The 24,229-nt window shown below is 67.5% G+C and carries 24 protein-coding genes; 12 read left to right on the top strand and 12 right to left on the bottom strand.

Features of this window, described 5'->3' with window-relative positions; all coding sequences use genetic code 11:
* Positions 1–51 precede the first annotated feature (51 nt).
* The gene (locus tag EV646_RS20900) at positions 52–2,154 is read right to left on the bottom strand and encodes a DUF4328 domain-containing protein (protein ID WP_132151065.1); all 2,103 of its coding nucleotides are present in this window, start codon (positions 2,152–2,154) and stop codon (positions 52–54) included.
* A 202-nt stretch (positions 2,155–2,356) separates the two neighbouring features.
* Positions 2,357–3,073: a DUF4328 domain-containing protein gene (locus tag EV646_RS20895; RefSeq protein WP_132151063.1), complete on the bottom strand. Its 717-nt coding sequence runs from the start codon at positions 3,071–3,073 to the stop codon at positions 2,357–2,359.
* 90 nt (positions 3,074–3,163) lie between these two features.
* On the opposite strand from EV646_RS20895, the gene EV646_RS20890 reads away from it, so the two are divergent.
* Positions 3,164–3,637 carry a methylated-DNA--[protein]-cysteine S-methyltransferase gene (locus tag EV646_RS20890; RefSeq protein WP_132151061.1) on the top strand — a complete coding sequence of 158 codons (474 nt, stop codon included), beginning with the start codon at positions 3,164–3,166 and terminating at the stop codon, positions 3,635–3,637.
* A gap of 213 nt (positions 3,638–3,850) precedes the next feature.
* Entirely contained in the window at positions 3,851–4,180 is a 330-nt protein-coding gene (locus EV646_RS20885) for a hypothetical protein (protein WP_132151059.1), read from the top strand.
* Between the two features lie 98 nt (positions 4,181–4,278).
* Here the strand turns inward: EV646_RS20885 and EV646_RS20880 are convergent, their stop codons facing one another.
* Complete coding sequence (locus EV646_RS20880) at positions 4,279–5,115, bottom strand: hypothetical protein (RefSeq protein WP_132151057.1); 837 nt, start codon at positions 5,113–5,115, stop codon at positions 4,279–4,281.
* A 290-nt stretch (positions 5,116–5,405) separates the two neighbouring features.
* On the opposite strand from EV646_RS20880, the gene EV646_RS20875 reads away from it, so the two are divergent.
* The gene (locus tag EV646_RS20875; protein WP_132151055.1) at positions 5,406–5,948 is read left to right on the top strand and encodes a peptidylprolyl isomerase; all 543 of its coding nucleotides are present in this window, start codon (positions 5,406–5,408) and stop codon (positions 5,946–5,948) included.
* A 73-nt stretch (positions 5,949–6,021) separates the two neighbouring features.
* On the top strand, positions 6,022–6,762 hold the full coding sequence (locus EV646_RS20870; protein ID WP_132151053.1) for a rhomboid family intramembrane serine protease: 741 nt from the start codon (positions 6,022–6,024) through the stop codon (positions 6,760–6,762).
* Here EV646_RS20870 and EV646_RS20865 read toward each other — a convergent pair.
* The gene (locus EV646_RS20865; protein WP_132151051.1) at positions 6,759–7,307 is read right to left on the bottom strand and encodes a TetR/AcrR family transcriptional regulator; all 549 of its coding nucleotides are present in this window, start codon (positions 7,305–7,307) and stop codon (positions 6,759–6,761) included. The genes EV646_RS20870 and EV646_RS20865 overlap by 4 nt on opposite strands.
* A gap of 88 nt (positions 7,308–7,395) precedes the next feature.
* Here EV646_RS20865 and EV646_RS20860 point away from each other — a divergent pair, with 88 nt between their 5' ends.
* Positions 7,396–8,541, top strand: a complete 1,146-nt coding sequence (locus tag EV646_RS20860; protein WP_241996213.1) for an FAD-dependent oxidoreductase — start codon at positions 7,396–7,398, stop codon at positions 8,539–8,541.
* Here the strand turns inward: EV646_RS20860 and EV646_RS20855 are convergent.
* Positions 8,531–9,532, bottom strand: a complete 1,002-nt coding sequence (locus tag EV646_RS20855) for a LacI family DNA-binding transcriptional regulator (RefSeq protein WP_132151049.1) — start codon at positions 9,530–9,532, stop codon at positions 8,531–8,533. The genes EV646_RS20860 and EV646_RS20855 overlap by 11 nt on opposite strands.
* 127 nt (positions 9,533–9,659) lie before the next feature.
* On the opposite strand from EV646_RS20855, the gene arfA reads away from it, so the two are divergent.
* From arfA to EV646_RS20835, 4 genes are all read left to right on the top strand, one after another.
* Positions 9,660–11,153: an arabinosylfuranosidase ArfA gene (gene arfA / locus EV646_RS20850; RefSeq protein WP_241996212.1), complete on the top strand. Its 1,494-nt coding sequence runs from the start codon at positions 9,660–9,662 to the stop codon at positions 11,151–11,153.
* 69 nt (positions 11,154–11,222) lie between these two features.
* Positions 11,223–13,391 carry a family 43 glycosylhydrolase gene (locus EV646_RS20845; RefSeq protein ID WP_241996211.1) on the top strand — a complete coding sequence of 723 codons (2,169 nt, stop codon included), beginning with the start codon at positions 11,223–11,225 and terminating at the stop codon, positions 13,389–13,391.
* A complete protein-coding gene (locus EV646_RS20840) occupies positions 13,392–14,300 on the top strand; it encodes a glycoside hydrolase family 43 protein (RefSeq protein ID WP_241996210.1) in 909 nt (302 codons plus the stop codon).
* A 156-nt stretch (positions 14,301–14,456) separates the two neighbouring features.
* Positions 14,457–14,819: a helix-turn-helix domain-containing protein gene (locus EV646_RS20835; RefSeq protein ID WP_241996209.1), complete on the top strand. Its 363-nt coding sequence runs from the start codon at positions 14,457–14,459 to the stop codon at positions 14,817–14,819.
* Between the two features lie 7 nt (positions 14,820–14,826).
* On the opposite strand, the gene pdxR is transcribed toward EV646_RS20835, so the two are convergent.
* Positions 14,827–16,206, bottom strand: coding sequence for a MocR-like pyridoxine biosynthesis transcription factor PdxR (gene pdxR / locus EV646_RS20830; RefSeq protein ID WP_132151043.1), 1,380 nt, complete (start codon positions 16,204–16,206; stop codon positions 14,827–14,829).
* Positions 16,207–16,274: 68 nt separating this feature from the next.
* Between pdxR and EV646_RS20825 the strand changes: the two genes are divergently transcribed.
* The gene (locus EV646_RS20825) at positions 16,275–16,973 is read left to right on the top strand and encodes a pyridoxamine 5'-phosphate oxidase family protein (RefSeq protein ID WP_132151041.1); all 699 of its coding nucleotides are present in this window, start codon (positions 16,275–16,277) and stop codon (positions 16,971–16,973) included.
* A 42-nt stretch (positions 16,974–17,015) separates the two neighbouring features.
* On the opposite strand, the gene EV646_RS20820 is transcribed toward EV646_RS20825, so the two are convergent.
* From EV646_RS20820 to EV646_RS20800, 5 genes are all read right to left on the bottom strand, one after another.
* Positions 17,016–17,810: an ABC transporter permease gene (locus EV646_RS20820; RefSeq protein WP_132151039.1), complete on the bottom strand. Its 795-nt coding sequence runs from the start codon at positions 17,808–17,810 to the stop codon at positions 17,016–17,018.
* The gene (locus EV646_RS20815; protein WP_132151037.1) at positions 17,807–18,766 is read right to left on the bottom strand and encodes an ATP-binding cassette domain-containing protein; all 960 of its coding nucleotides are present in this window, start codon (positions 18,764–18,766) and stop codon (positions 17,807–17,809) included. The genes EV646_RS20820 and EV646_RS20815 overlap by 4 nt, the downstream gene beginning before the upstream one ends.
* Before the next feature lie 164 nt (positions 18,767–18,930).
* Positions 18,931–19,455, bottom strand: a complete 525-nt coding sequence (locus tag EV646_RS20810; protein WP_132151035.1) for an EXLDI protein — start codon at positions 19,453–19,455, stop codon at positions 18,931–18,933.
* A gap of 139 nt (positions 19,456–19,594) precedes the next feature.
* Complete coding sequence (locus EV646_RS20805) at positions 19,595–20,203, bottom strand: hypothetical protein (protein WP_132151033.1); 609 nt, start codon at positions 20,201–20,203, stop codon at positions 19,595–19,597.
* 348 nt (positions 20,204–20,551) lie between these two features.
* Complete coding sequence (locus tag EV646_RS20800) at positions 20,552–20,812, bottom strand: cell division protein CrgA (protein ID WP_132151031.1); 261 nt, start codon at positions 20,810–20,812, stop codon at positions 20,552–20,554.
* Positions 20,813–20,926: 114 nt separating this feature from the next.
* Between EV646_RS20800 and EV646_RS20795 the strand changes: the two genes are divergently transcribed.
* On the top strand, positions 20,927–21,697 hold the full coding sequence (locus EV646_RS20795) for a DUF881 domain-containing protein (protein ID WP_132151029.1): 771 nt from the start codon (positions 20,927–20,929) through the stop codon (positions 21,695–21,697).
* Between the two features lie 17 nt (positions 21,698–21,714).
* On the top strand, positions 21,715–22,332 hold the full coding sequence (locus EV646_RS20790; protein WP_132151027.1) for an aminodeoxychorismate/anthranilate synthase component II: 618 nt from the start codon (positions 21,715–21,717) through the stop codon (positions 22,330–22,332).
* A 47-nt stretch (positions 22,333–22,379) separates the two neighbouring features.
* Here the strand turns inward: EV646_RS20790 and pknB are convergent, their stop codons facing one another.
* Entirely contained in the window at positions 22,380–24,209 is a 1,830-nt protein-coding gene (gene pknB, locus EV646_RS20785) for a Stk1 family PASTA domain-containing Ser/Thr kinase (protein WP_132151025.1), read from the bottom strand.
* Positions 24,210–24,229 lie beyond the last annotated feature (20 nt).

The raw sequence follows: 24,229 nt of genomic DNA, 5'->3' as shown, positions 1-24,229 counted from the left end.
TGTCCCGCGCCGACTATCCGCACGTCATCTCCGGCGCGGGACACTCTTGCATCAGACCCAGCGACGGCGCGGGTGGGTGCGCGGGGTGTTGGTGGTCTGGTCGGTCTGCTCCGGAGCCGGCTGCTGCTGCTCGTACGAGTACTGCTCGTATTCCCCGGCCGGCTGCTCCGGCGTCGAGTAGTAGTCCGTCGTCGCGTTGTTGTAGTCGCCGTACGACTCCGACGCGTAGTTCGGGCTGTAGCTCTCGTACGACGTCTCCTGGCCGCTGTACTCCGAGCCGCTGTAGGAGGTCGGGCTGTAGGAGTCGTACGACGTCTCGTAGTTGCTGCTGCTGTAGTCGGACGAGTAGCCGTGGTCCGTCGACGCCTGGTAGTTCGAGGCTTCGTACGACGTGTAGTCGTCGGCGCTGCCCGAGTTGTACTCGTAGCTCGACGACTCGTACGAGCTGTAGGACGGCTCCGTCGAGGAAGAGTACGACGGCTCCGGCCCGTACGACGGCACCGGCGGCAGCGGCTTCGACGGTGTCAGGTAGTCGTCCGCCTGGGAGACGACCGGCGAGACGATTGGGGCCGCCGGCTCGTAGTACCCGGACGACGCCGACACCGGCGACGACGGGTGAGTGTGCGAGGAGGGGCTGTACACGTCGTGCGACGAGACCGTGGGCTGGATCGCCGACGGGCTGTCCACCGCGACCCGAGCGGCCCGGCGGCCGGCGCGCGCAACTGGCGCGGGCTCAGGCTCGGGTGCGGTTGCGGCCTCCGGAGCGGAGGACGTCGAGGTCAGGTAGTCGGAGGTGCTGTCGTACGAGTAGGGCTCGGAGTAGCTGCTGGCCCACGACGGCTCGACGGCCGGCTGCGGCTCGTACGAGTACGGCTCCGGCTGCACGACGGTCAGCGGCGGAGTCTCGTCCTGCCAGCTGCTCGGCGCCGGGGTGGAGAGCAGGTCGTCGTTGCCGGAGTTCAGGTACTCGCTCCAGCTCGGCTTCGGGAGCTCTTCAGCGACCGGCTCCTGCCAGGACTGGACCGCGTCGAACTGCTCGGTCTTGGGTCCGGTCTCGTCGTCCTGCCAGCTCTGCACGACCGGAGCGAACGGGCTCCACTTCGGCGGCTCCTCCGTTCCGGAGTCACCGTTCAAGCCGGCCTCGCCGTTGTAGGCGGCCGGCGCGGCGAACGGGCTGCCGCCCGACGGGAACTCCGCAGCCGCGGCACCATCACCTGGGAACCCACCGTTCCCAAACGGGCCTGGCGCGCCACCAGCCATCTGCAGCTCCGGCTGACGCTCCATTCGCACAGCAGCAAGCGCCGGCGCCGGAGTCGCGATCGGCTCGGAGATGGCCGGCTGCTCGTCCGTGTCGTCGTTCGCGTACGACGGGACCTGGCTGACCTCGTACGACGGAACCGCCGTGAGCTTCGGCTGCTGGTCCCACCACGGGACCCACGCTCGGCCGGTCTGCATCGCGTTGATCTTGCGGATCACCAGCGTCGCCGCCACCGCCGACGCCGCGGTCAGCACCAGTGACGCCGTACCGGCCAATGCGATCCCGCGTAGCGACCCGACGGTCGCCTCCATCCACATCAGGAACCGGCGGATGACGACGTCGAACGCGAGAGCGCCGATCCAGGTCACCCACCACACGGACGTGAGGGCGGGAGTCCTGAACCGGCGCAGGTCGTCGGCGTACACGGGGGTCTTCGGATCACTGGCGAGCCAGACGTCGTCGACGATCTGTTTCGGGTACCAGAGATTGGGTCCGGGGCAGAACCAGCTGGCCAGCACCCAGCCGTGACTACGGCGATGGTCGGCCTGGCAGAACACCTCGGAGTTGATCCGGGCCCGCCACAACCAGATGACGAAGACGACCGCGGCGGCGACGGAGACGATCACGTTCGGAACCGCGGTGACCTTGGCGATCGCGTCGGCGCGGTTCAGGTCCGCGTCGTCGACGCCGGGCAGCCCGCCGAGGTAGCGGTGGACGACGCTGTACGTGTTCCAGTCGGACCAAGTGGAGAGCAGATGGGTGACCGTCGACGCGCCCAGCAGTCCGATCGCGATCTTGCCGACCGTCCCGATCTGCTGGAACTCCTCAGCTGCGTGCGGCTGCCAGTCTTCATGGTCTTCAACAGCAGACAGAACTGCTGGCTGCGGGTGGCTCACGTTCGTCCCTCGCGTTGCTGGAACTCCGTCTGTTCGGCGTTTCGGCCAGATCCTGCCCCCGCATGACCGAGCCACATTGATACCACGAAGTAGGTACGCGACGGGAGTCGGCCCCAGCACGGAGGGTGTCGACTTAACGTGTTCTTTTCGTACGCCCATCACCACTTGTAACGACGTACCCGACGGTCCGTGACGGCATGGTTTACCGCGCAGGAGGTTGGAACCCGGTCTGCGCCTCACCCACCGCCCACCACGGCACCCACGGACGCTTGGTCTGCAGCTCGTCGATCCGCTGGATCAGGATCACCGCGAGGACAGCGGCCGCGGTCGTGAACAGCGCGGAGATCGTGGACAGTACGACGTTCGTCCGCAGATCTCCGACCTCGGTCGCACCACCCAGCACCCCGCGCTGCACGATGTTGCCCGACACCAGGCCGGCCACCCAGGTGAGCCACCACGCCCACACCAGTTGCGTGCCGGGGATCTCGCGCAGGTCGAGCGTCTGCGGTGGGGTTCGTGGATCGCTGGCGGCGACAATGTCGTCGACGACCTGCTTCGGGTACCACAGGTTCACCACCGGGCAGATCCAGCTGCCGAGCACCCAGCCGCGAGTGAACCGGTGCTCGCCGCGGCAGAACATCTCCGCGTTCCAGCGGACCCGCCAGAGCCAGACGATGAACACGACCGCGGCGGCCAGCAGGACGAGTGCGCTGACCATGCCGAGCGAGCCGGAGATCAGGTCGGCCTCGTCCAGCCGGTCCGGATCGTCGGCGTACCGCTTGAGGGCCTGGTACGAGTACCAGTCGGACCAGGCGGTCGCCCAGACGGTCACGGTGACGACCCCGATCAGGATCGATGCGGCCAGGCCCATCCCCCGCTCGGAGCTGAACCAGCGGTCCAGCGGCGGCTGGCTCGGCATGGACCAGAAATAGCACAACCCCGCGTGAGCACGCGAGAACCTAACGTACCGACCAGCAAAAGTGTCGGTGGCACCAGCAACAATGCTGGCATGCGCTGGGCAGTGGTCGATTCGCCGATCGGTGACCTCTCGTTGGCTGTGGACGACGACGGGTTGTGCCGGCTGAACTTCGGCCGCGTCGACCGTCACCTCGAGCAGGATCCACTCCTCACCGAGACGCAGGAGCAGCTCAAGGCGTACTTCGCCGGTGAGCTGAAGGAGTTCACCATCCCGCTGTCCGTCCGCGGCGGCACCGACTTCGAACGGGCCGTCTGGGCCCAACTGAGCCGCATCCCGTACGGCGAGATGCAGACGTACGGCGAAGTCGCCAAGATCGTCGGTGATGCCGGCGCCGCCCGGGCGGTAGGGACTGCCTGCAACCGGAACCCGATCGCCGTCGTGGTCCCGTGCCACCGCGTCGTCGGCGCCGGCGGCAAGATGGTCGGCTTCGGCGGCGGCATCCCGCTCAAGCGCCACCTGCTCGAACTCGAGGCCCGCATCACCCTCGAAACCCTCTGGACCTGACCGGCACTCGAGCGCCGGCTACCCGGCGGAAGGTGAGCGGCTCGGCACGCTGGGAAACCTGACGAAGATCTGACCTCAGGCGACGCGTGCGAACGCGCGGTATGCGCCTTCCGGGGACTAGGGTCGCTAACAGCGATCGGATCGTTACGTTTGAAGCGGACGCTTCAGTCGAGACGGCCGGACTCGCCCGTACCCTGCCCCGGAAGACGATAGATGACCAAAACCCGCGACACCGCACCCTCTCACCCCGACCTCAGCGCTCTGATGGACAAGAGCGCCGAGGACTGGTCCGCGCCCGAGATCCAGGGCGCGGCCCGTTCGGCGCTGAAGTTGCACGCACCCGACCGTGAGCCGCTGACCTGGATCAAGCGGTTCGGCATCCTGCCCTGGCTGCACCGCAACCACGCCGTCTGCCGGCATTGCGGCGGCACCTACCCATGCATCACCCACCGCTACGCCACCCAGTTGCTGTCGGCCGGCCGCTACACGATGGCCAAGCCCCAACAAGAGACTCAGCACGAGACTCAGCCCAACTCGAACTGACCCTCGGACTGACGCCGTACGCGCAAGGTGCCGTCAGGCGAAACGAAGGCCGCGAACCCCGGTGGGGATCGCGGCCTTCGCCGTTGCGGTCGAGTTGGTCAGGAGTCCGACGGCTTGGGATTGGCCGAGCCGGTCGACTTGCGGGTGCTGGTCGTCTTCTTCGCCGCGCCGTTGGCCGACGCGTTGACGTCGGTCTCCTCCGTGGCGGCCTCGGCCTTGGGGGCGTCGGTCTTCGGCGACTCCGTCTTCGCGGACTCTGCCTTCGGGGCGTCCGTCTTGCCGTTGGACGACACGGTGGCGTCGGTCTTGGTCTCCGGCTTGGTCTCAGGCTTGGTTTCGGCCGGGCGGGACGTCGTACCGGTCGGGGCGGAGCTGTAGTCGCGACCGCTGGTCGGGGTCGACTGCCAGGCCGGCTCCGGCGGGGTCAGCAGCTTCTTCACGGCCGCCGCGGCGAGGGCACCGAAGCCCACGAACAGGACGACCTTGCGGAGCCGGTGGCTCTTCTTCTTCGGTACGTCGATCTCACCCTTGAGAGCAGCCTTGGTGGCCTTGCCCCGGCGGGTGGTCTCTTCGACGACCGGCTCGGCGGCGGCTGCCAGCGACGCCAGCGCGGCGCTCACCTTCGGCAGCACGTCGTCGCTGAACTTCTCCCGCGCCCGCTCGGCGGCGTGCTCGGTAGCCGGCCCGACCTTCGCCAGCGCGTCGTCGATCACCGGTCCGGCCTTCTCGACCGCCTGGTGGGCGAGGTGCGCGCCGCGCTCGACGGCCTTCTCGGCGTACGGCGACACCTTCTCCCGTGCGGTGCCCACGGCCGGCGCGAGGTGATCGCGGACCTGACCGACGGCCGGCCCGATCTTCTCCGACGCGGACTCGGCAAGTGGCCGGACCCGGTCCTTCGCGGTCTCGACCCGGCCCTTGGACTTCAACAAACCCACGGTTCCCTCCTCGGTGCCGCCCGCCTCGGGCAGCCATCTGGCCCATCGGCGGCTATGGACTCTCTGGACAAATCCGGCTTCGTCTGCATCGTACGACGTACCCAGCCGACAAACCCGCCCTTATCGCCCCTCCCCCTCAATCACTTCCGTCTCATCAGTCACATCCCTACCCTCACCCCTCTCTTGCTCGCAGCGGAGAGGTAGCGAGATCGGCCGGTCGGTGGAGGGTTTGTTGGAGGTGCGTGACAGGATCGAAGCCGAACGCCGCATCAACGGAGGAGTGAAACACCGTGGCCGAAGAGCTGTACGCGACCCTGAACACGTCGAAGGGTGACGTCGTCATCAGGCTGTTCCCCAACCACGCGCCGAAGACGGTGAGCAACTTCGTCGGCCTGGCCGAGGGCACCAAGGAGTGGACCGACCCGCAGACCGGTCAGCCCAGCACCAAGCCGTTCTACGACGGCCTCACCTTCCACCGGGTGATCGACGGGTTCATGATCCAGGGCGGCTGCCCGCTCGGCACCGGCACCGGTTCGCCGGGCTACGCCTTCGACGACGAGATCCACCCGGAGCTGCAGTTCGACCGCCCGTACCTGCTGGCGATGGCGAACGCCGGGATCCAGTTCGGCAAGGGCACGAACGGCTCGCAGTTCTTCGTCACCGTCGTCCCGACGCCGCACCTGAACCGCAAGCACACCATCTTCGGCGAGGTCGTCGACGACGCGTCGAAGAAGGTGGTCGACGACATCGCGACCTCGAAGACCGCTCCTGGTGACCGGCCGGTCGAGCCGATCGTGATCAACAGCGTCACCGTCGAGCGCAAGGACGCCTGACCAAATCTCCAGTTCCGGGCCGGGGTACGCCACCCGGCCCGGGACTCGGCTTTCCCTGGGGAGGACCCACCGCGTGACCGAGACCGTCTGCTACCGGCACCCGGATCGGCCCGCCGGGGTCCGCTGCCAGCGCTGCGACCGGCCGATCTGCCCCGAGTGCATGAAGAGTGCCTCGGTCGGCTTCCAGTGCCCGAACTGCTTCAACGAGGGCGTGAAGTCGACCCCGCGCACCCGGACATCGCTCGGCGGCGTCGCGCGCGGTAATCCACAGGTCGTCACGATCACCCTGCTGGCGATGAACATCCTGGTCTTCATCGCGGTGCGCACCGGCAGCGACCGGATCCTGAACGACTTGGTCCTGGTCCCGGCGCTGGTGGACTCCGAGCCGTGGCGGCTGCTCACGTCGGCGTTCACGCACGTACAGATCTTCCACATCTTCGCGAACCTGTTCATGCTCTACCAGGTCGGCCCGCCGCTGGAGCAGATGCTCGGCCGGCTCAGGTTCGTCATCCTCTACCTGCTGTCCGCGCTCGGCGGCGGCGTCGCGGTCTGGCTGCTCTCCGCGCCCGGATCGGCGACCCTCGGCGCGTCCGGCGCCGTCCTCGGCCTGGTTGGCGCCCTGCTCGTGATCGGGCGAGCCCACGGCATGGACGTCACCTGGATCCTCGGCTACGTCGCCGTCACCGCGGTCATCTCGTTCCTTTTCTCGGGCATCTCCTGGCAGGGCCACCTCGGCGGTTTCGTCACCGGTGCCGCGGTCGCCTGGATCTTCCTCCAGGACGTCAAACGCCGCCGCAACAAAGCCCGTAGCTAAGGTCCCGTCAGGTACTGCTGAAGTGTCGGGCCGAGCCACGCGATGACGGTTGCTCGGGGCATCTGAACGATAGGCTCCAGCGCCAGCACATACCGGCAGAGCGCGAACCCCAACGTCTGGGTCGCGACGAGCGCAGCCCGTGAGGGCGCCCCGTCCGGGCCGGTGAGCTTGGCGATCGCCGGCCCGAGCTGCGCTGCGAACAACTGCCGCATCCGCTCCGCCGCCGCCTCGTTCGTGACGCTTGCCCTGAGCAACGCCTTGAGCGTCTCGTCGTCCTCCCAGCGATCCAGGAAGTGCCCGATCAGCCGCGCCCCCAGTTCGTCCCGCGGTACGGCGCTCAGATCGGGAAGCCGCAGGTCGAACTCGGCCGCCGCGGCGAAGAGCTTCTCCTTGTTCCCGTAGTACCGCATCACCATTGCCGGGTCGATCGCCACGTCGGCCGCGATCGCCCGGATCGTCGCCCGCTCGTACCCGTCCGCCGCGAACCGTTCCCGCGCCGCGGCCAGGATCGCCGCCCGGGTCCGGTCGCCCTTCCGTTCAGCCATGGCGACAGCATATGCCAACACCTGTTGACTTTTCCTGCTGAGCGCCCGTACAGTAAAAGTCAACAGGTGTTGACATAAGGAGGGGACCATGATGATCCCGAAGAATGCAGATGTCGTAGTGGTAGGCGCAGGCCCGGTCGGACTGGCGGTAGCGGCCGCGCTCAGGCAGCACGGCCACGACGTTGTGGTGGTCGACAATCAGGCCGAGGGGGCGAACACCTCCCGTGCGTGTGTGATCCATGCTCGGACGCTCGAGATGCTGGAGCGGATCGGCGTCACCAAGCGCCTGATCGAGCTCGGCCTGGAGCTCCAGGACTTCGCGGTCCGCGACGGCGACCGCCGGCTGGTCCCGGTCAGCTTCCGCGGCCTGCCGACCGACTACCCGTTCACGCTGATGATTCCGCAGTCGCTGACCGAGCAGGTCCTGCTCGAACGGTTCGAGGAGCTCGGCGGCACCGTCCTCCGCCCGTACGCCGCAGTCGGTCTGAGCCAGACCGCCGACGGCGCCGAGGTGACGCTCGACAGCGGTGATGTGATCAAGGTGCAGTACGTCGTCGCGGCCGACGGGATGAACAGCACAGTCCGCGGGCTCGCCGGGCTGAGCATGCCCGAGAACGTGTTGCCGCTGTCGTTCAGCCTGGTCGACATCCGCGTCGACGGCGGCCTGCCGACTGACGAGGTCGGCCTGTACTTCGCAACAGTCGGGATGCTCGTGGTCGCGCCACTGCCGGACGGGTCGTTCCGGCTGGTCGCCGAGGTCGACGAGGCGCCCGAGCACCCGGATGTCGCGTACGCGCAGCAGTTGCTGACCGCCCGCGGTCCGAAGCAGACTGCGCCGAAGGTGACCGAAGCGATCTGGGGTTCGCGATTCCGGATCCACGAGCGGGTGGCGGACAACTACCGCGCCGGTCGCGTGCTGCTGGCCGGCGACGCCGCGCACACCCACAGCCCGGCCGGCGGTCAAGGCATGAACCTCGGCCTGCGCGACGCGATCACTCTGGCCGACGCACTATCCACAGCAATCCAGGGTGACGACTCCGACCTCGACACCTACGCGACCAATAGCCGCGCCGAAGCGGTCCGGGTAATCGCTCTGGCTCACCGACTGACCCGCCTCGCCAACCTGCCGCAAAGAGTCCGCCCGCTGCGCAACGTCGTACTGGGGCTGGCTGCCAAGTTGCAGCGGACGCAGGTCGGGCTGGCCAAGCAGTTGGCCGGGTTCCCTAACCGGTAGTCGACTCGCGGATCTCCAAGGTGTACGGGACGGTGAGGTCGCGACGCGTGGAGTCGGAGTTGCCGGCGATCCGCTCGAGCAGCAACTCGACCGCGTTCTCGGCAAGCCACTCCTTGTCGGGCGAGATCGTCGTCAGCGACGGCGAGTGGTAGCGCCCGTCCTCGATGTCGTCGAAGCCCACCACGGCGACGTCGTCCGGCACCGACAGCCCCGCGTCGGCCAGCGTCCGCAGCGCACCCAAGGCGAGCAGGTCGTTGAAGCAGAACACCGCATCCGGCGGCTCGGGCAGGGCCAGCAGCTCCCGCATCGAGGCCGCACCATCCGGCCGGTGATACCCGGTGCCCGCCAGTTCGAGCGAAGGATCGTGCGGTAGCCCGGCCGCCTTGAGCGCCTTCCGATAACCCTTCCGCCGTACGGCGCCTGTCCCGGCACCACCGCCGACACCGATGGCGGCGATCCGGCGCCGGCCGATCGAGATCAGATGGGTGGTCGCGTCGAACGACGCCTGCACCGAGTCGATCGCGACGTGATCGAAGTTGCCGCCAGTGGGCCGTTCGCCCAGCAGGACCAGGGGTTTCGCCGTACCGGCGGCGCCGATCCGGGCCGGCGCGGTGGTGATCGGCGAGAAGATGATGCCGTCGATGAGCTGGCCGCGCATCCCGTCCAGGACCAGCTTCTCGGCCGCCTGCTCGCCTTCGGTCTGGTCGATCAGCACGGTGATGCCGCGCTTCTTGGCCGCCCGGCTGATCGCCGCGCCCAGTTCGGCGAAGTACGGCGAGGCCATCTCCGGGATGGCCAGCGCGATGAAGTCGGACCGGCCCTTGCGCAGCGAGCGCGCGCTGACGTTGGGCTTGTAATCCAGGTCCGCGATCGCGGCCTCGACCTTGGCCCGGGTCTGCGAGGTGATGTGCGGGTAGTCGTTGATGACGTTCGACACCGTCTTCACCGACACCCCGGCACGCGCCGCCACGTCACTGAGCCTCGTCGCCATCCACAGACCTCCGTTTCACGCTTGGTGCCCGAGTGTGTCACGCCATCGCGGGCCGAACCCTTTACAGCGCATGTCAATCGTTGTAGAAATCCACGGTAAACGTTGTAAAGACGATCGGGGAGGGCTCGTGGCGCGGCTTGTGGTCGATCCGGCGTTCGTGGCCGGAGCACTCGACCGGCGGATGTTCGGCTCGTTCGTCGAGCACATGGGCCGGTGTGTCTACACCGGCATCTACGAACCCGGGCACCCGAGCGCCGACGCCGAAGGCTTCCGGCAGGACGTGCTGGAGCTCGTCCGGGAGCTCGGTGTCACCGCGGTCCGCTACCCCGGCGGCAACTTCGTCTCGAACTACGACTGGGAGGACGGCGTCGGCCCGAAGGATCAGCGGCCGCGCCGGCTCGACCTGGCCTGGCGGGCGATCGAGCCGAACCAGTTCGGCACCGACGAGTTCGTCGCCTGGTCCCGGAAGGCGGACGTCGAGCCGATCTGGGCGGTCAACCTCGGCACCCGCGGCATCAAAGAAGCGGTCGAGCTGCTCCAGTACTGCAACCGCCCGGCCGGCACCGAGCTCTCCGACCGCAGGGTTGCCAATGGCAACGAGGCGCCGTACGGGATCAAGGTGTGGTGCCTCGGCAACGAGATGGACGGCCCCTGGCAGATCGGCCACAAGACCGCCGAGGAATACGCGCGGCTCGCGGAGGAGACGGCGAACGCGATGCGTCGCGTCGAGCCAGGTCTCGAACTCGTCGCCTGCGGTTCGAGCAACGCCGCGATGCCCACCTTCGGCGAATGGGAGCGCGTCGTTCTCGAGCGTACGTACGACCTCGTCGATCACATCAGCCTGCATGCGTACTACGAACCCAAGAACGGCGACCAGGCCAGTTTCCTCGCCGCCTCCGAGGAGATGGACCGGATGATCACGGCGGTAGCCGCGACCGCCGACCATGTGAAGGCGCTCAGACGCAGCGACAAGCAACTGACCTTGTCATTCGACGAGTGGAACGTTTGGTACCAGCAGGACTTCCCCGGCGAGCTCGGCCTCGACATCCGCGAGGTCAGCCCGCTGATCGAGGACACCTACACCGTCGACGACGCGGTGGTAGTCGGCAGTCTGCTGATCACGCTGCTGCGGCACGCCGACCGGGTGAAGATCGCTTGCCTTGCGCAACTGGTCAACGTCATCGGCCCGATCCGCACCGAGCCGGGCGGTCCCGCGTGGCGGCAGACCATCTTCCACCCGTTCGCGCTGACCGCGAAGTACGCCGGTCCGACGGTTCTGCAGACCGCGGTCACCGGCGGGCCCGACGTCGACACCGCCGCGTTCGGCCGCATCCCCGCGCTGTGGAGCACAGCGACGTACGACGAAAGCACGGGCGAGGTGGCGATCTTCGTCGTCAACCGGAGCGAGACCGACAAGGTCGACCTCGAGATCCCGCTGGCCCGCGGGCTCCGACTGGTCGAACACCTCGCCCTGTACGACGACGACCGTACTGCGGTCAACACCGCAACCGAACCGGACCGGGTGGTACCCCGGGCCGTCGACGGCACACAAGTTGTCGATGGCAACTGCACCACCACGTTGCCCCCGGCCTCGTGGCATCTGCTGCGCATCAAAGTTTGACATCCGTTTTCGAGAGGGGACCCGCCCGTGCCTTCCAAACTGACTGCCGCGTTGTGTGCTGTCGCTGCGGTGGCTGCCGGTACAACGGCTGCTGTTGCCGCGCCAGCTGTGACGACGACCAACGCCATCTCGTCCAGCTTTGCCGATACCTTTGCCGATCCGTCGATGATTCAGGGGCGCGACGGTTACTGGTACGCGTACGCGACCTCCGACCCACTGGTTGCCAATGGCCCGTTCGGGCTGATGCACATGGCCCGGACCAAGGACTTCAGCTCCTGGGAGTACCTCGGCACCGTCTTCAACGACCAGACCAAGCCCGCCTGGGCGGCATCCGGCTCATTCTTCTGGGCGCCTGACATCAGGTACTTCGGCGGCCGGTACGTCATGTACTTCACCGTCACCGACACGCTTGCCAACGCAGGCGGCGATCCCGCGATCGGTGTGGCCACCGCCCCGACCCCAGCGGGACCGTGGACCGCCACCGACGGGCCGGTCGTCACGCCGAAGCCGGATGGCAACGGCGGCTATTTCGGCACCATCGACCCAGCCATGCTCACCGCCGCCGACGGCAAGCGGTACCTCTACTACGGCGGGTTCTACGGCGGCCTCGCCGTCACCGAGCTCTCCGCCGACGGCCTCCACGCGGTCGGCTCGCCAACCCAGGTGACGGTTGGCGACAGGTATGAGGGTTCGTACGTCGTCTACCGCGACGGCTGGTACTACCTGACGGGGTCGTCGATGAACTGCTGCGCCGGCCCGACCACCGGCTACTCGGTCTTTGGCGGCCGGTCCCGCTCACCGCGCGGCCCGTTCCTGGACGCTTCCGGTGCTTCGATGAACGAGTCCCGCGTCGGCGGTACGACGGTCATCACGCAGAACGGCAACAAGTGGATCGGCCCGGGCCACCACGCGTTCATCACCGACGCGGCCGGACAGGACCACATCGTCTACCACGCGATCGACCGCGGTACGCCGTGGCTGACCGACCCGTTCGGGATCAACCGGCGGCCGATGCTGATCGACCGGATCGACTGGATCGACGGCTGGCCGCGAACCCGCGCCGGCCTCGGTCCGTCGGATGGTCCGGTGCCTGCACCGACGACCGGATCGGCGCTCGGCATCGACTCGACCGACCCGGCCGGTGGGCTGGTTGGCGCTGCTCGGCAGCCTGGTGATGCGGTTGGTGGTCCGACGGCTTTGATCTCTGGCGCGGGTCGGACGCGTCAGGCGGCTCCTGGCGGTTCGCTGCGGGTCGAAGCCGACGTCCGCATCGGCTCGTCCTTCACCACCGTCCTTGGTGGTGGAGCGGTGGTTGCTTCGGTGTCTGGTGACAAGGTCACGATTGCCGCTGGTCGTCGTACGGCATCTGCTGCGTTGCCCGCGGACTTCGATCGCACCCAGTGGAACAAGCTCAGTGTCCAGGTGTCCGGCTCGACCGTGACCGCGCGGTTGAACGACGCCGGGCTGGGAGACGTGTACGCCGAGGCACAACTCGTCGTGCCTGGTCTGAAGTTGCCGTCGGCGCCGGTTTCGTGGCTGGGCTCGGCTGAGGTGGACAACCTGACCGTGCGTACGGTGGCGGCGCCGGCGACGCGGATGGCCGACGTACCGCGGACCGGAGACCTGCTGGCCGGTGACGAGTTCTCCTCTGGTTTGGGTGCTTCATGGTCGTGGGTGCGTCAGGACGACAAGGCGGTCGTTGCTGATGGCAAGTTGTCGTGGCCGTTGGAGAACGCTGACCTGGTCGGCGGCGGGAACAACGCCGGTCTGCTCTTCCACACGACGCCCGCTCGGGACAGCTGGATCGCTGAGACGAAACTGCACCTCGACCTGGGCGAGGGCGACATCCGCAACTACCAGCAGGCCGGGATGATCGCCTATCTCAACGACAGCGACTTCGCCCGGCTCGGCAACGTCGCGATCTGGCGTACTCGGCAGACGGAGTACGGGCGTGAGCTCGTGGCCCGGCCGTCCGACGGCGCGACGTCGTACGGTGCCGCCGCGATCGGGCGATCGGCGCCGACGCTGTGGATGCGGCTCGCGTACCACAAGAATGCCGCGAGTGAGCACGTCTATCGCGCAGGTACTTCGGTGGACGGCAAGAACTGGACGTGGGGCGCGTCGTGGGTGCTGTCTGCTCCCGCCCGGCTCGGGCTGTATGCCCACGGCGAGTTCACCGGCGCGAACCCGGCACCGGTGGCGACCTTCGACTATCTGCGCTTCTACGAAAGCAAGTGAATGATGGTGGGCTTCACCAATCCGGTCTATGACAGCAACTTCCCGGATCCGCAGGTGATTGCCGTTGACAACGGATACCTCGCCTTCGCCACCAACGGTGCGCTCGGCAACGTGCAGACCTTGAAGTCTTCCGACCTGGTCTCGTGGGAGCAGGTCGGTGACGCGTTGCCGTCGCTGCCTCCGTGGACGACGCCGGGCAAGGTGTGGGCGCCGGAGGTCGCCGTACATGCGACTGACCGTTACGTCATGTACTACGCCACCTCGCACGACGCGTCTGGCCGGCAATGCATCGGCGTCGCGGTGGCGTCCCGCCCGGAAGGTCCATATGTCGACAAATCGCCCAGACCCTTGATCTGTCAGGAAGTCGAGGGTGGGTCGATCGACGCGTCACCATTCCAGGACTCCTCCGGCCGCCGCTGGCTCTACTGGAAGAACGACGGCAACGCCATCGACGTCGACACCTGGATCTACGTCTCTCAGCTGTCGCCTGACGGCCTCACGCTGGTCGGCCCGACGCAGCGATTGATCAAGCAGGACCTACCGTGGGAGGGTCGGTTGGTCGAGGCACCGTACATGGTCGAACGCAACGGCAAGTTCCACCTCTTCTATTCCGCCAACGCCTACGACAAATCGACGTACGCCGTCGGCCACGCCCTCTGCCCTACCCCCACCGGCCCCTGCACCAAATCCGGCGACCCCATCCTCGCAAGCTCCCCAGACGCCGCCGGCCCCGGCCACAACATGGTCCTGGTGAAGGACGACCGCTACTGGTTCATCTACCACGCCTGGAACCCCACCGCCGTAGGCCTCGACCCACCCGGCCGCACCATGTGGCTCTCCGAACTCACCTGGACGGGTGACGCCCCCGTCGTACAACCACCCCAGAGGAACAATCCGCGTCAGCCTTGACCTGCCGACCGGGCAAAGCCATTGCCTGATGGACTGCCTGTGGATATGCTTTTGAAGTCATATGTCTTGGGTGTCATAGTTCCTGCGTGCAGATCGATTGGCCGACCGAGTTCGGCGTCTGGCTCGATGACCTCGAGGCACGGGTGGAGGCCGGTCATGAACAACAAGGGAACCTTTGTGCGCGGCAACGAACGACTCGACCAACTGCTGGCCAGGCCAGACATCGCCGCTGGGGTCGCCGAGGTTGAGGCCGAGGCACGGGAGCTGGACCGGGTCTACGCGGAGAACCTCGCCATGATCCGTCGAGCCGGTGACCTCACCCAGGTCGAAGTCGCGGAGAAGCTCGGGGTCGGCCAGGCGGTGGTCTCCCGCCTCGAACGCCGGCACGACATGTTGCTGTCGACCCTGGCCGACTACCTGCACGCGACAGGAGCTCAGCAGCCGCGCATCGTGGTGGTGCTCAACGGGATGGAGGTCGAGCTCGACCTGGATCAGTTCCGCGCGCCGCGCCCGGCGTAGCCGGCGCTCACGTTCGAGGGGGCTCGTGGCGTTGCAAGACCTGCACCAGGATGTCGAGTGCCTTGTGGAGGTCGGGGGTTGATGGGGTGGCGTAGCCGATGACCAGGCCGGGTGGGCCGGGGGTTGTGCGGCGGTATTCGGAGAGCGGGGCTATTACTACTCCGGCTTGGAGGGCGTCGGCGGCTAGTTGGTGGTCGTCGACGTGGTTGGGGAGGACGAGGGTGATGTGGAGGCCGGCGTCTTGGCCGATGATTTGGCCGTACGGCGCCAGCGTGGCGCAGGTGTGGGTGCGGCGGTCGGCGTAGAGGCGGCGACTGCGGCGGATCGACTGGTCCAGGTAGCCGTCGCGGAGCATGGCGAGGAGGGCGGCCTGCATCGGCCAGGCGGGCCAGTCGCCGGATTCGGCGCGGAAGTCGGCCAAGCGGGTGATCATCGTGTCGGAGGCGACCAGCCAGCCGAGTCTCAGCGCAGGGCTGAGGGTTTTCGACAGCGTGCCGAGATGGACGACGCGATCCAAGTCGAGTTGTGCGAGGGCGGGTAGCGGCGCGACGTCGTACCGGAACTCGCTGTCGTAGTCGTCCTCGATCAGCATCGCGCCGGTACGGCGTGCCCACCGGATCAACTCGTTGCGTCGGGCAACGGGTAGCCGGCCGCCGAGCGGATACTGGTGCGACGGCGTGACGTAGACCGCCGGCACCTCCAACGGAAGCTCTGACACCCGCAGGCCGTCCTCGTCCACAGGGACGTCGACTATCTCGAGATGGTGGTCGCGGGCGGCGACGACGGCGTTGAGGTAGCCGGGGTCTTCGATCGCGATCCGGTCGCCTGGCCGGCGGGTGACGGCGAGGAGCAGCCGGAGACCGTGCACGGTGCCGTTGGTGACAAGCAGATTCTCGGGGCCGCAGGCGATACCGCGGACCCGGCCGACGTGCTCGGCCAGTGCTTCGCGGAGTGCCGGCAGTCCGGCCGCTTCGTCGTACCCACGTGGCGGGGACTGTGTCGACACCTCACGCCAGGCCCGGCGCCAGCCAGGGTCCGGCGTCGCGCTGATGTACGGGATGCCCGGCCGGAGAGTCAGCAGCTGCTTCTCGACAGCCGGCGGGCGTACAGGACGTCGTACGGCGGGCTGCAGCGGAGCTACATCGGTGACGTACGTACCGGCGCCGGTGCGGCCCTCGATCCAGCCCTCCGCATGCAGCTGGTCGTACGCCGCCTGGGTCACGGACCGGGAGACCGACAGCTCGCGAGCGAGGTCACGGGTGGACGTGAGCCGGTGCCCGGCCTGCAGGCGGCCGTCCCGGATCGCGGCGCGGAACTGCTCGGCCAGCTGCAGGTGCAACGGCAGACCAGCTGTCCGGTCGAGGATCAGCGGCAGCGAACTCTCCACAAATGGACTACCTGATTCGCACGGGAATGGACCGTGCCAGCATGCCACTCATCCATGACGCTTGTTGCATGACCGTGCTTTCATCCACAGACCGGACCTCGCTGCGTCGCTCGAAGGAGCGTGCCGCCACCGACCGCCAGGCCCTGTACGACGTGCTGTACGACGGCATGTTCTGCCACCTCGGCGTCGTGGTCGACGGCGATCCGCTCGTACTCCCGACGGCGTACGGCGTGGACCTCGACCGCGGGCCTGATGGGACTCTCTATCTCCACGGCTCGGTCGCAGCTCGCAGCGTGGTGGCCGCACCGCAGCAGACCGTCTGCGTCACCATCACCCACACCGACGGCCTGGTCCTGGCGCGCTCGGCGTTCCACCACTCGGTCAACTACCGCTCGGCGGTCATCTTCGGCGTACCGCGTCTCGTCACCGACCCGGACGAGAAACTCCACGGCCTCAACCGCATCGTCGACCACCTGGTCCCCGGCCGTTCTTCCGCCGTACGCCCGCCCAACCGCAAGGAACTCGCCAAGACGTCCGTACTCGCGCTGTCGCTCACCGAAGCCTCCGTGAAGACCCGCTCCGGCGAGGCGAACGACGAGCCCGAGGACGTCGACCTTCCGTACTGGACCGGCGTGCTTCCGCTCCGGGTCGTGGCGGACGAGCCGGTCACCAACTCGGACTGCGACCTGCTGGTTCCCGCCCACGTCCGGACGCGCGCGAACCTCCTTGGCGCGCCGAGCCAAGGAGGTTCGCTTTTCGGAAACTAATCCGCACAGAGCGCAAACTTTGTTCCCGGAAAGGCCTGGGGGTCAGGCGACGGTGCCCTTGTTGTAGTTCTTTTGGGACCAGAAGTAGCCGACTACGGCGATGGCGAGGCACCAGGCTAGGGAGACCCAGCCGTCGCCGTTGTCCATCGGGGTGCCGAGCAGCAGGTGGCGCAGGGTGTCGATGATCGGGGTGAACGGCTGGTACTCGGCGAACCAGCGGATGCCGCTCGGCATCGACTCCAGCGGGATGAAAGTGTTGCTCAGGAAGGGCAGCAGCAAGCTGATCGGCAGTACGACGTTGCTCGCGCCCTCCGGAGTCTTGCTGGTCAGCCCGAGGGCGATCGCGAACCAGGTCAACGCGACGGTCAGCGCGATCAGCAACCCGCTCGCCAGCAGCCAGTCGCCGAACGACGCGTTCGGGCGGAAGCCGATCAGGAGGGCGAAGCCGACCACCAGGGCCAGGCTGACGATCGTCAGGATCACGTTGCCCAGCACGTGCCCGGTCAGCACGGCCGGCCGGAAGATCGCCATCGTCCGGAACCTGGCCACGATGCCCTCGGTCATGTCCATGCAGGCGGCGACCGCGGGCGACATCGTCCCGGACGCGATCGACATCAGCAGGATGCCCGGGGTGAGGAAGTCGATGTAGTCGAAGCCGCCGTTCGCGCCGCCGAGGCCGGCCGAGAAGGTGTCACCGAAGACGAGGCCGAACAGCAGGATCATGACGACCGGCATCCCGAGGGCGCCGAGCGACAGGCCCGGGTAGCGCAGGGCGTGCCGCAGGTTGCGGCGCAGCATCGTGGCGGTGTCGGCCATCGGGTAGGAAACCGTGCTCATTTGCTCGTCACTTTCTCGTCGGTGGTGTCGTGGGTGGGCTGACCGGTGACGGCGAAGAACACGTCGTCCAGGTCGGGGGTGTGGACGGTCAGCTCGTCCACTTCGAGCGACGCGTCGTCGATCCGGGCCAGCAGCGACCGCAGCGTGTGCACGCTTCCGTCGCTCGGCACCTGCAGGACCAGCGACTCCTCGTTCTGCGCGGCCGACGGCAGCACCTGCGCCGCCAGGGCAAACTCCTCCGGCGCCGTGAACCGCAGCCGGATGTGCCCGCCCGGCACCAGTCGCTTCAGCTGCTCCGGGGTGCCCTGGGCAACCAGTCGCCCGTGATCCAGTACGGCGATCTGGTCGGCGAGCTGATCCGCCTCGTCCAGGTATTGCGTGGTGAGGAGGACTGTCACGCCGTCGGCGACCAGCTGCCGGATCAGCAGCCACATGTTGTGCCGACTGCGCGGGTCGAGACCGGTGGTGGGCTCGTCCAGGAAGATGATCCGCGGGCTGCCGACCAGCGTCATGGCCAGGTCGAGGCGGCGCTTCATGCCGCCTGAGTAGGTCATCGCCATCTTCTGGCCGGCCTCGACCAGGTCGAACTGCTCGAGCAGCTCGTCCGCCCGGCGCCGGCCAACCTGGCGGCCGACGTGGTGCAGGTCGGCCATCATGATCAGGTTCTCCCGGCCGGTGAGCAGGCCGTCGACCGCGGAGAACTGGCCGGTGACGCCGATCGCGGCGCGGACTTCTTCGGGGTTCTGGTGCAGATCATGGCCGGCCACCCGGATCTCGCCGGCGTCGGCGGCGATCAGGGTGGACAGGATCTGCACCGCGGTGGTCTTGCCGGCGCCGTTCGGGCCGAGCAGGGAAAAGATGGTGCCTTCGGCAACGTTCAGGTCGATGCCGTCGAGCACGAGCTTGTCGCCGTACGACTTGCGCAGTCCACGGACGTCGATTGCCAGAGATGACATGTCTTCCTCGGTAAGGGTTTCGGGGCAGGGTGAACCTGGCCCAGTGGCTTCAATGGGAGGTGAGGAGGAGATTCAGGGCGTGCTGATCCGGCCGGTCTGCTTCGCTGGGTGGCCGAAGCGCCGGGGTGGTGGATCAGGGCTATTTGGTCAAGGGACTACCGGGATCAGATGTCGAGGTCCTCCACGGTGGGGTGGCTCTCGGCCTCCTCGACCAGGGCGTAGAGATCTTCGGGGATCAGGTCGCGCAGCTCCTCGACGGTTTCGAAGACCTGGAGCGTGGACTCGCCTTGCGCCACGCTCCAGGACTGGTCGGAACTCCAGTTGCCGACCCAGGAGCGCCAGCCGGTCAGGTACCGCTCGTCGTCGGCGTTCAGGGTGAACTGGTTGCGGCGGTCGGCGTGCAGGACGTACTTGCCGGTCCGGCTGCGATAGACCTTGAAGGCCTCGTAGCCGGACTTGTTCGACCGGCCGCCCTCGGCCAGCAGTACGCCGGAGAACCGTTGCTTGCGGCCGGTCCCCCGGCCCACCCGCACGGTGATCTCGTCGTACCCTTCGAGCCGGCCTTCCTCCATCTCGACGTACTTGCGCAGTGCGATCGAGATCGCGGAGGACAGGTTGCCGGCCAGCTCCTGGGCCTTCTTGTAGAGCGGCAGGTCGTCGTCCGACACGTAGATCGTCTTGTTGGGCATCGTTTGGTCTCCTCCTACACGTAGAACTATACGTAGGAGGTACGTAGATGTCTACATATATCTCTACGTAGACGCGGAGGGCACGCCGAACCGGCCGCGGGGCAGGTGCCGGCGCGGCCGGTTCGTGACCTCGTCAGGCTCAGTTGGGCGAGTAGAGCCAGGGGTGCTTGAGGTCGTAGAAGGTCGGCGGGCCGGCGGCGAGCGAGTTCATCTCGTCCATCTCGGCCTGCAGCTTCGGCGGGATCTCCTTGCGCTCACCCTCGCGGGCCTCGTCCTCGCTGGTGAAGTAGATCGCCATCGTGTAGTCGCCGTCGTCGTACATGGCGACTTCGTTGCCGAGGATCTCGGGCCGGAACGCGGCCCACTCGTCGCGGTCCTGCTCCATCAGTTCCCGGGCCCGCTGCGGGTTGCTGCCGTGGCCCTGCATGACCTGAACGAAGTGGGCGGAGTCGGGATTGCCCTGGATGTCGAGGACCACGTCCTCGGTGTCGTGGAAGGTGGCGTCCCCGCTGAGCAGCGACGAGAACTCGTGCCACCACTTGTCCTGCCCCGGCGATTCGCTGTTCCGCCGGGCAGCTTCGGCGGATTCGAATCGTGCCAGCGCGATGAACTGCCCGTCGTCGGTGACTCCGGCCGTTGTCCCCAGCCAACCGGTCGCCTCGGGTGCTTGTTCTTCGATCCACCGGTCGAACGCGGCGTGTGCGCGCTCGGCGTCTGTCACCTGTCCCTGAATGACCTGAACGAACATTGTGAGACCCTCCCCGTCTCTCTGGCCGCTGGTCGGCGTTTTCGACGTTACGCCCGGCGCCCCGCCCCGTCGACGGCTCCGTGAACGTTGTGGAAACTGGGGTGGCTCAAACGTTGGTTATCCACAGATTTTGGGGATTTTCGGGCGGGGATCGTGGAGAAGTCGGGGACAACCTGGGGACAAATCCGCGAAAAGCTGTGCACAGCTGGGGATACGGGTGTGGATAACTTCAGCCCTGTGATTACCCGATGCTCGGGTCGCCCGATCACCGGCTAGGCGTGGTCAATGCACAGCCGGCCGCGCCACGGAGGCGCGACCGGCTGCGATGTGGCGCTCAGCCTCGTACGGCTAGACCCACTGGGTCGAGACGACGAAGCCGACCGCGATCAGGCCCATGCCGATCAGCAGGTTCCAGTTGCCCAGGTCGTCCATCACCGGGATCTTGTCGCCGGCGATGTAGAAGACGACCAGCCAGGCGAGGCCGAGCAGCCAGCACGCCAGCATCAGCGGCGCCACCCAGACGCGACTGGTGGTGCGCGGCTTCTTCGGCGTCTTCTCCACCTTGACCTTGTCGGTCTTCTTCTTGTTACGACTGCTCGACTCGGGCACGACTGAACTCCTTGTAAGGACGCATAAGCTGAGCGCTGAGGGCCACCCTGTCCCGGGCCCCGTCGGGTCCGGTCCCGGGTTAGCGTAGTGCAGAGAGCAATATGGAGATCACGGGTGCGTAGGTTCAGGCGTATTTCGCTGTGGCGCGCGGCCGCGCCGGTGGCGCTGCTGTGCGCCGGTCTGCTGTTCGCGACCAGCGCCACCAACGCCCGGGGCACGGACCTGCGGCCCAGTCGCAACACTACGCTCGCCGGACTGGTGGAGGAACAGAGTCGCCGCAGCGCCAGCCTGGTCCGACAGCACGCCGCGCTGACCCAGGACATCGAGAAGCTGCAGGCCCAGCAGGGCTCGATCGACCCGAAGCTGGCGAAGCAGCTGAAGGACCTGTCCGACGAGGTCGGTACGACGCCGGTCAACGGCCCCGGCCTCACCGTCACGCTCAAGGACGCGCCGCCTGAGGTGGTCAAGGACAACCCGGACGTCGACGCCGACTGGCTGGTGATCCACCAGCAGGACATCCAGGCGGTGGTGAACGCGCTTTGGGCCGGCGGCGCGGACGCGATCTCGATCCAGAACCACCGGGTGATCTCGACCACCGGGATCAAGTGCGTCGGCAACTCCGTCGTCCTGCACGGCGTGCCGTACCTGCCGCCGTATAAGATCACCGCGATCGGGGACCGGCGGAAGCTGCAGAAGGCGCTCGACGACTCGCAGTACATCGAGAACCTGCAGGACTACGTGGTGAAGTTCCAGCTCGGCTACGAGGTGAAGACCGACTCGTCGATCGCGATGCCGGCGTACGAGGGCACGCTGGACCTGCAGAGCGCCACGGTCCCCGGCTTCGACCGCACTCCTTCGGTCAGCCCGACGGCCAGCGGCCGGTAGCTGTCACAATGGACCGCATGCCGCGGATCCTTGTCGTCGACAACTACGACTCCTTCGTCTACAACCTGGTGCAGTACCTGCAGCAGTTGCAGGCCGAGACCACCGTGCTTCGCAACGACGAGGTCACGCCTGACGACGTCACGTCGTACGACGGTGTGCTGCTCTCGCCCGGCCCTGGTACGCCGGAAGAGGCCGGGGCGTGTGTCGAGATCATCCAGGAGAAGGGCGGCCAGATCCCGATCTTCGGCGTCTGCCTCGGCCTGCAGGCGATCGGAGTCGCGTACGGCGGTGTCGTCGGCCGCGCGGACGAGTTGCTGCACGGGAAAACGAGCCAGGTGTTCCACGAGGGCGCCGGCGTGCTCGCCGGTCTGCCGTCGCCGTTCACCGCGACCCGGTATCACTCGCTCGCGATCGCCGAGGACACCGTGCCCGACGTACTGCAGGTGACGGCGCGCACCGAGGCGGGCGTGATCATGGCGGCCCGCCACCGCGATCTGCCGGTCGAGGGTGTGCAGTTCCATCCCGAGTCGGTGCTGACCGAGGGCGGTCACCGGATGCTGGCCAACTGGCTCGTCACCTGCGGCGACCCCGACGCCGTCGACCGCTCGATCGGCCTGGCCCCGATCGTCAGCTAGCCCGGAAAGACAGAAGCCCCCGCTGATGGCGGGGGCTTCGTGCGGGCTCAGCCGCCGATGATCGGTGGTGTGCCACCTGGATTCTCGGGAGTCCCCGACGGCGTCTCCGTCGGCGTCGGGCTCTCCTCCGGCAGGTTGTTGACCGTGATGGTGATCGTGGTGCCCTTCGCGACCTTCTTGCCGGCCTGGATGCTCTGCGCGATCACGGTCTGGTCCACCGAGTTCGGGTCGTTGCCTTCCTTGTAGCCGACGGTGAAGCCGAGCTCCTTCAGCGTCTTGGCCGCGTCGTCCGCCGGTACGGTGACGACGTTCGGAACCTCGACCAGCTCCTTGCCGGTCGACACGGTCAGGGTGAACTCGGTACCGGACGGGTACTGGCTGTTCTGGTCCGGGCTGATCGACAGCACGGTGCCGGCCGCCTCGGAGCTGTCCTGCTTGACCGTCTCGTCCTTGACCTTGAAGTTCCCGGCCGAGTCCTCGAGCGCCTGGCGGGCCTTGGCCTCCGACATGCCGACCACATCGGGCACCGGGAAGGCTGTCCGCCCGGCCGAGACCACCACGTTCACCGTGGAGCCCTGCTGCGCCTGGGTGTCCGCCGTCGGCGTCTGCCGGATGATCAGGTTCTTGGCGACCGTGTCGCTCTTCTCAGTGGTCGATGCGACCTTCAAGCCCTTCTGGGTGAGCAGCGCGGTCGCGGCCTGCAACGACTTGCCCGTCACATCCGGTACTGCGACCTTGGCCGGCGGCGTGGTGGTCGCCGTACCGCCCTTGCCATCGCCGCCCAGGTTCGTGAACAGGGCGTAGCCGCCGACCGCGAGGGCGACGATCGCCAGGCCGAGCAGGAAGTAGGCGAGGCCGCGGTTGCGCCGGGCCCGGGCCGCCTCGGCCTCGTCGATGCCGTCGTCCGGCGGCAGGATGTCGTCCGCCCCGGTCTGCCGGTAGGCCTGGGTCGCCGCGGTCGCGGCATACCCGGCGTTGGGGATCGCCCGGGTCTCGGCGACGGCGGCCATCGGCGCGGTCACCTGCTGTCCGGCGAGCACCCGGTGGATGTCCTGCCGCATCTCGGAAGCGCTCTGGTACCGCTCCTCGCGGCTCTTCGCCAGCGCCTTCAGTACGACGGCGTCCACCTCGGGCGGGATCTCCGGGTCGAACGACGACGGCGGCAGCGGCTGCTCCCGGACGTGCTGGTAGGCCACCGACACCGGCGACTCACCGACGAACGGCGGCCGGCCGGTCAGCAGTTCGTACAGCAGGCAACCGGTCGAGTACAGGTCGGAGCGGGCGTCGACCGTTTCGCCCCTGGCCTGCTCGGGCGAGAGGTACTGCGCCGTACCGATGACGGCGGCGGTCTGGGTCATCGTGGACGAGGTGTCCGCGACCGCCCGGGCGATGCCGAAGTCCATCACCTTGACCTGGCCGTGCGGGGTCAGCATCACGTTGCCGGGCTTGATGTCGCGGTGCACGATGCCGGCCCGGTGGCTGTAGTCGAGCGCCTCGAGCACACCGGAGGTGATCTCCAGCGCCCGCTCGGGCATGATCTTGCGGCCTTCGCGGATCAGGTCCCGCAGGGTCTTGCCGGTCACCAGCTCCATCACGATGTACGGAATGGTGACGCCAGAGCCGTTCGGGTCCGGTTCCTCGCCGGTGTCGTAGACCGACACGATGGTCGGGTGGTTCAGCGAGGCGGCCGACTGGGCCTCCCGGCGGAATCTGGCCTGGAAGGTGGCGTCGCTGGCCAGGTCGACCCGCAGCCGCTTGATCGCGACCGCCCGGCCCAGCCGGTTGTCGACGCCCCTGCGGACATCGGCCATGCCGCCGCGGCCGAGCGGTTCGCCTTCTTCGTACCGGCCGCCGACGAGACGTGCCTGCGATGTCATGACTCTGCCTTCCAACCTGT

This window comes from Kribbella antiqua (genome assembly GCF_004345665.1).
Taxonomy (GTDB): Bacteria; Actinomycetota; Actinomycetes; order Propionibacteriales; family Kribbellaceae; genus Kribbella; species Kribbella antiqua.
The sequence above is the reverse complement of the archived record's forward strand: the minus strand, read 5'-3'. Positions and strand labels throughout refer to the sequence as shown.

Coding starts and splice junctions, on each gene's coding strand:
- EV646_RS20895 (WP_132151063.1), bottom strand. CDS start 3,073: ATGCCGAGCCAGCCGCCGCTGGACCGCTGGTTCAGCTCCGAGCGGGGG.
- EV646_RS20825 (WP_132151041.1), top strand. CDS start 16,275: ATGACCGTGCTTTCATCCACAGACCGGACCTCGCTGCGTCGCTCGAAG.
- EV646_RS20820 (WP_132151039.1), bottom strand. CDS start 17,810: ATGAGCACGGTTTCCTACCCGATGGCCGACACCGCCACGATGCTGCGC.
- EV646_RS20810 (WP_132151035.1), bottom strand. CDS start 19,455: ATGCCCAACAAGACGATCTACGTGTCGGACGACGACCTGCCGCTCTAC.
- EV646_RS20865 (WP_132151051.1), bottom strand. CDS start 7,307: ATGGCTGAACGGAAGGGCGACCGGACCCGGGCGGCGATCCTGGCCGCG.
- EV646_RS20885 (WP_132151059.1), top strand. CDS start 3,851: ATGACCAAAACCCGCGACACCGCACCCTCTCACCCCGACCTCAGCGCT.
- EV646_RS20790 (WP_132151027.1), top strand. CDS start 21,715: ATGCCGCGGATCCTTGTCGTCGACAACTACGACTCCTTCGTCTACAAC.
- EV646_RS20860 (WP_241996213.1), top strand. CDS start 7,396: ATGATGATCCCGAAGAATGCAGATGTCGTAGTGGTAGGCGCAGGCCCG.
- EV646_RS20815 (WP_132151037.1), bottom strand. CDS start 18,766: ATGTCATCTCTGGCAATCGACGTCCGTGGACTGCGCAAGTCGTACGGC.
- EV646_RS20835 (WP_241996209.1), top strand. CDS start 14,457: ATGAACAACAAGGGAACCTTTGTGCGCGGCAACGAACGACTCGACCAA.
- EV646_RS20855 (WP_132151049.1), bottom strand. CDS start 9,532: ATGGCGACGAGGCTCAGTGACGTGGCGGCGCGTGCCGGGGTGTCGGTG.
- pknB (WP_132151025.1), bottom strand. CDS start 24,209: ATGACATCGCAGGCACGTCTCGTCGGCGGCCGGTACGAAGAAGGCGAA.
- EV646_RS20805 (WP_132151033.1), bottom strand. CDS start 20,203: ATGTTCGTTCAGGTCATTCAGGGACAGGTGACAGACGCCGAGCGCGCA.
- EV646_RS20840 (WP_241996210.1), top strand. CDS start 13,392: ATGATGGTGGGCTTCACCAATCCGGTCTATGACAGCAACTTCCCGGAT.
- EV646_RS20890 (WP_132151061.1), top strand. CDS start 3,164: ATGCGCTGGGCAGTGGTCGATTCGCCGATCGGTGACCTCTCGTTGGCT.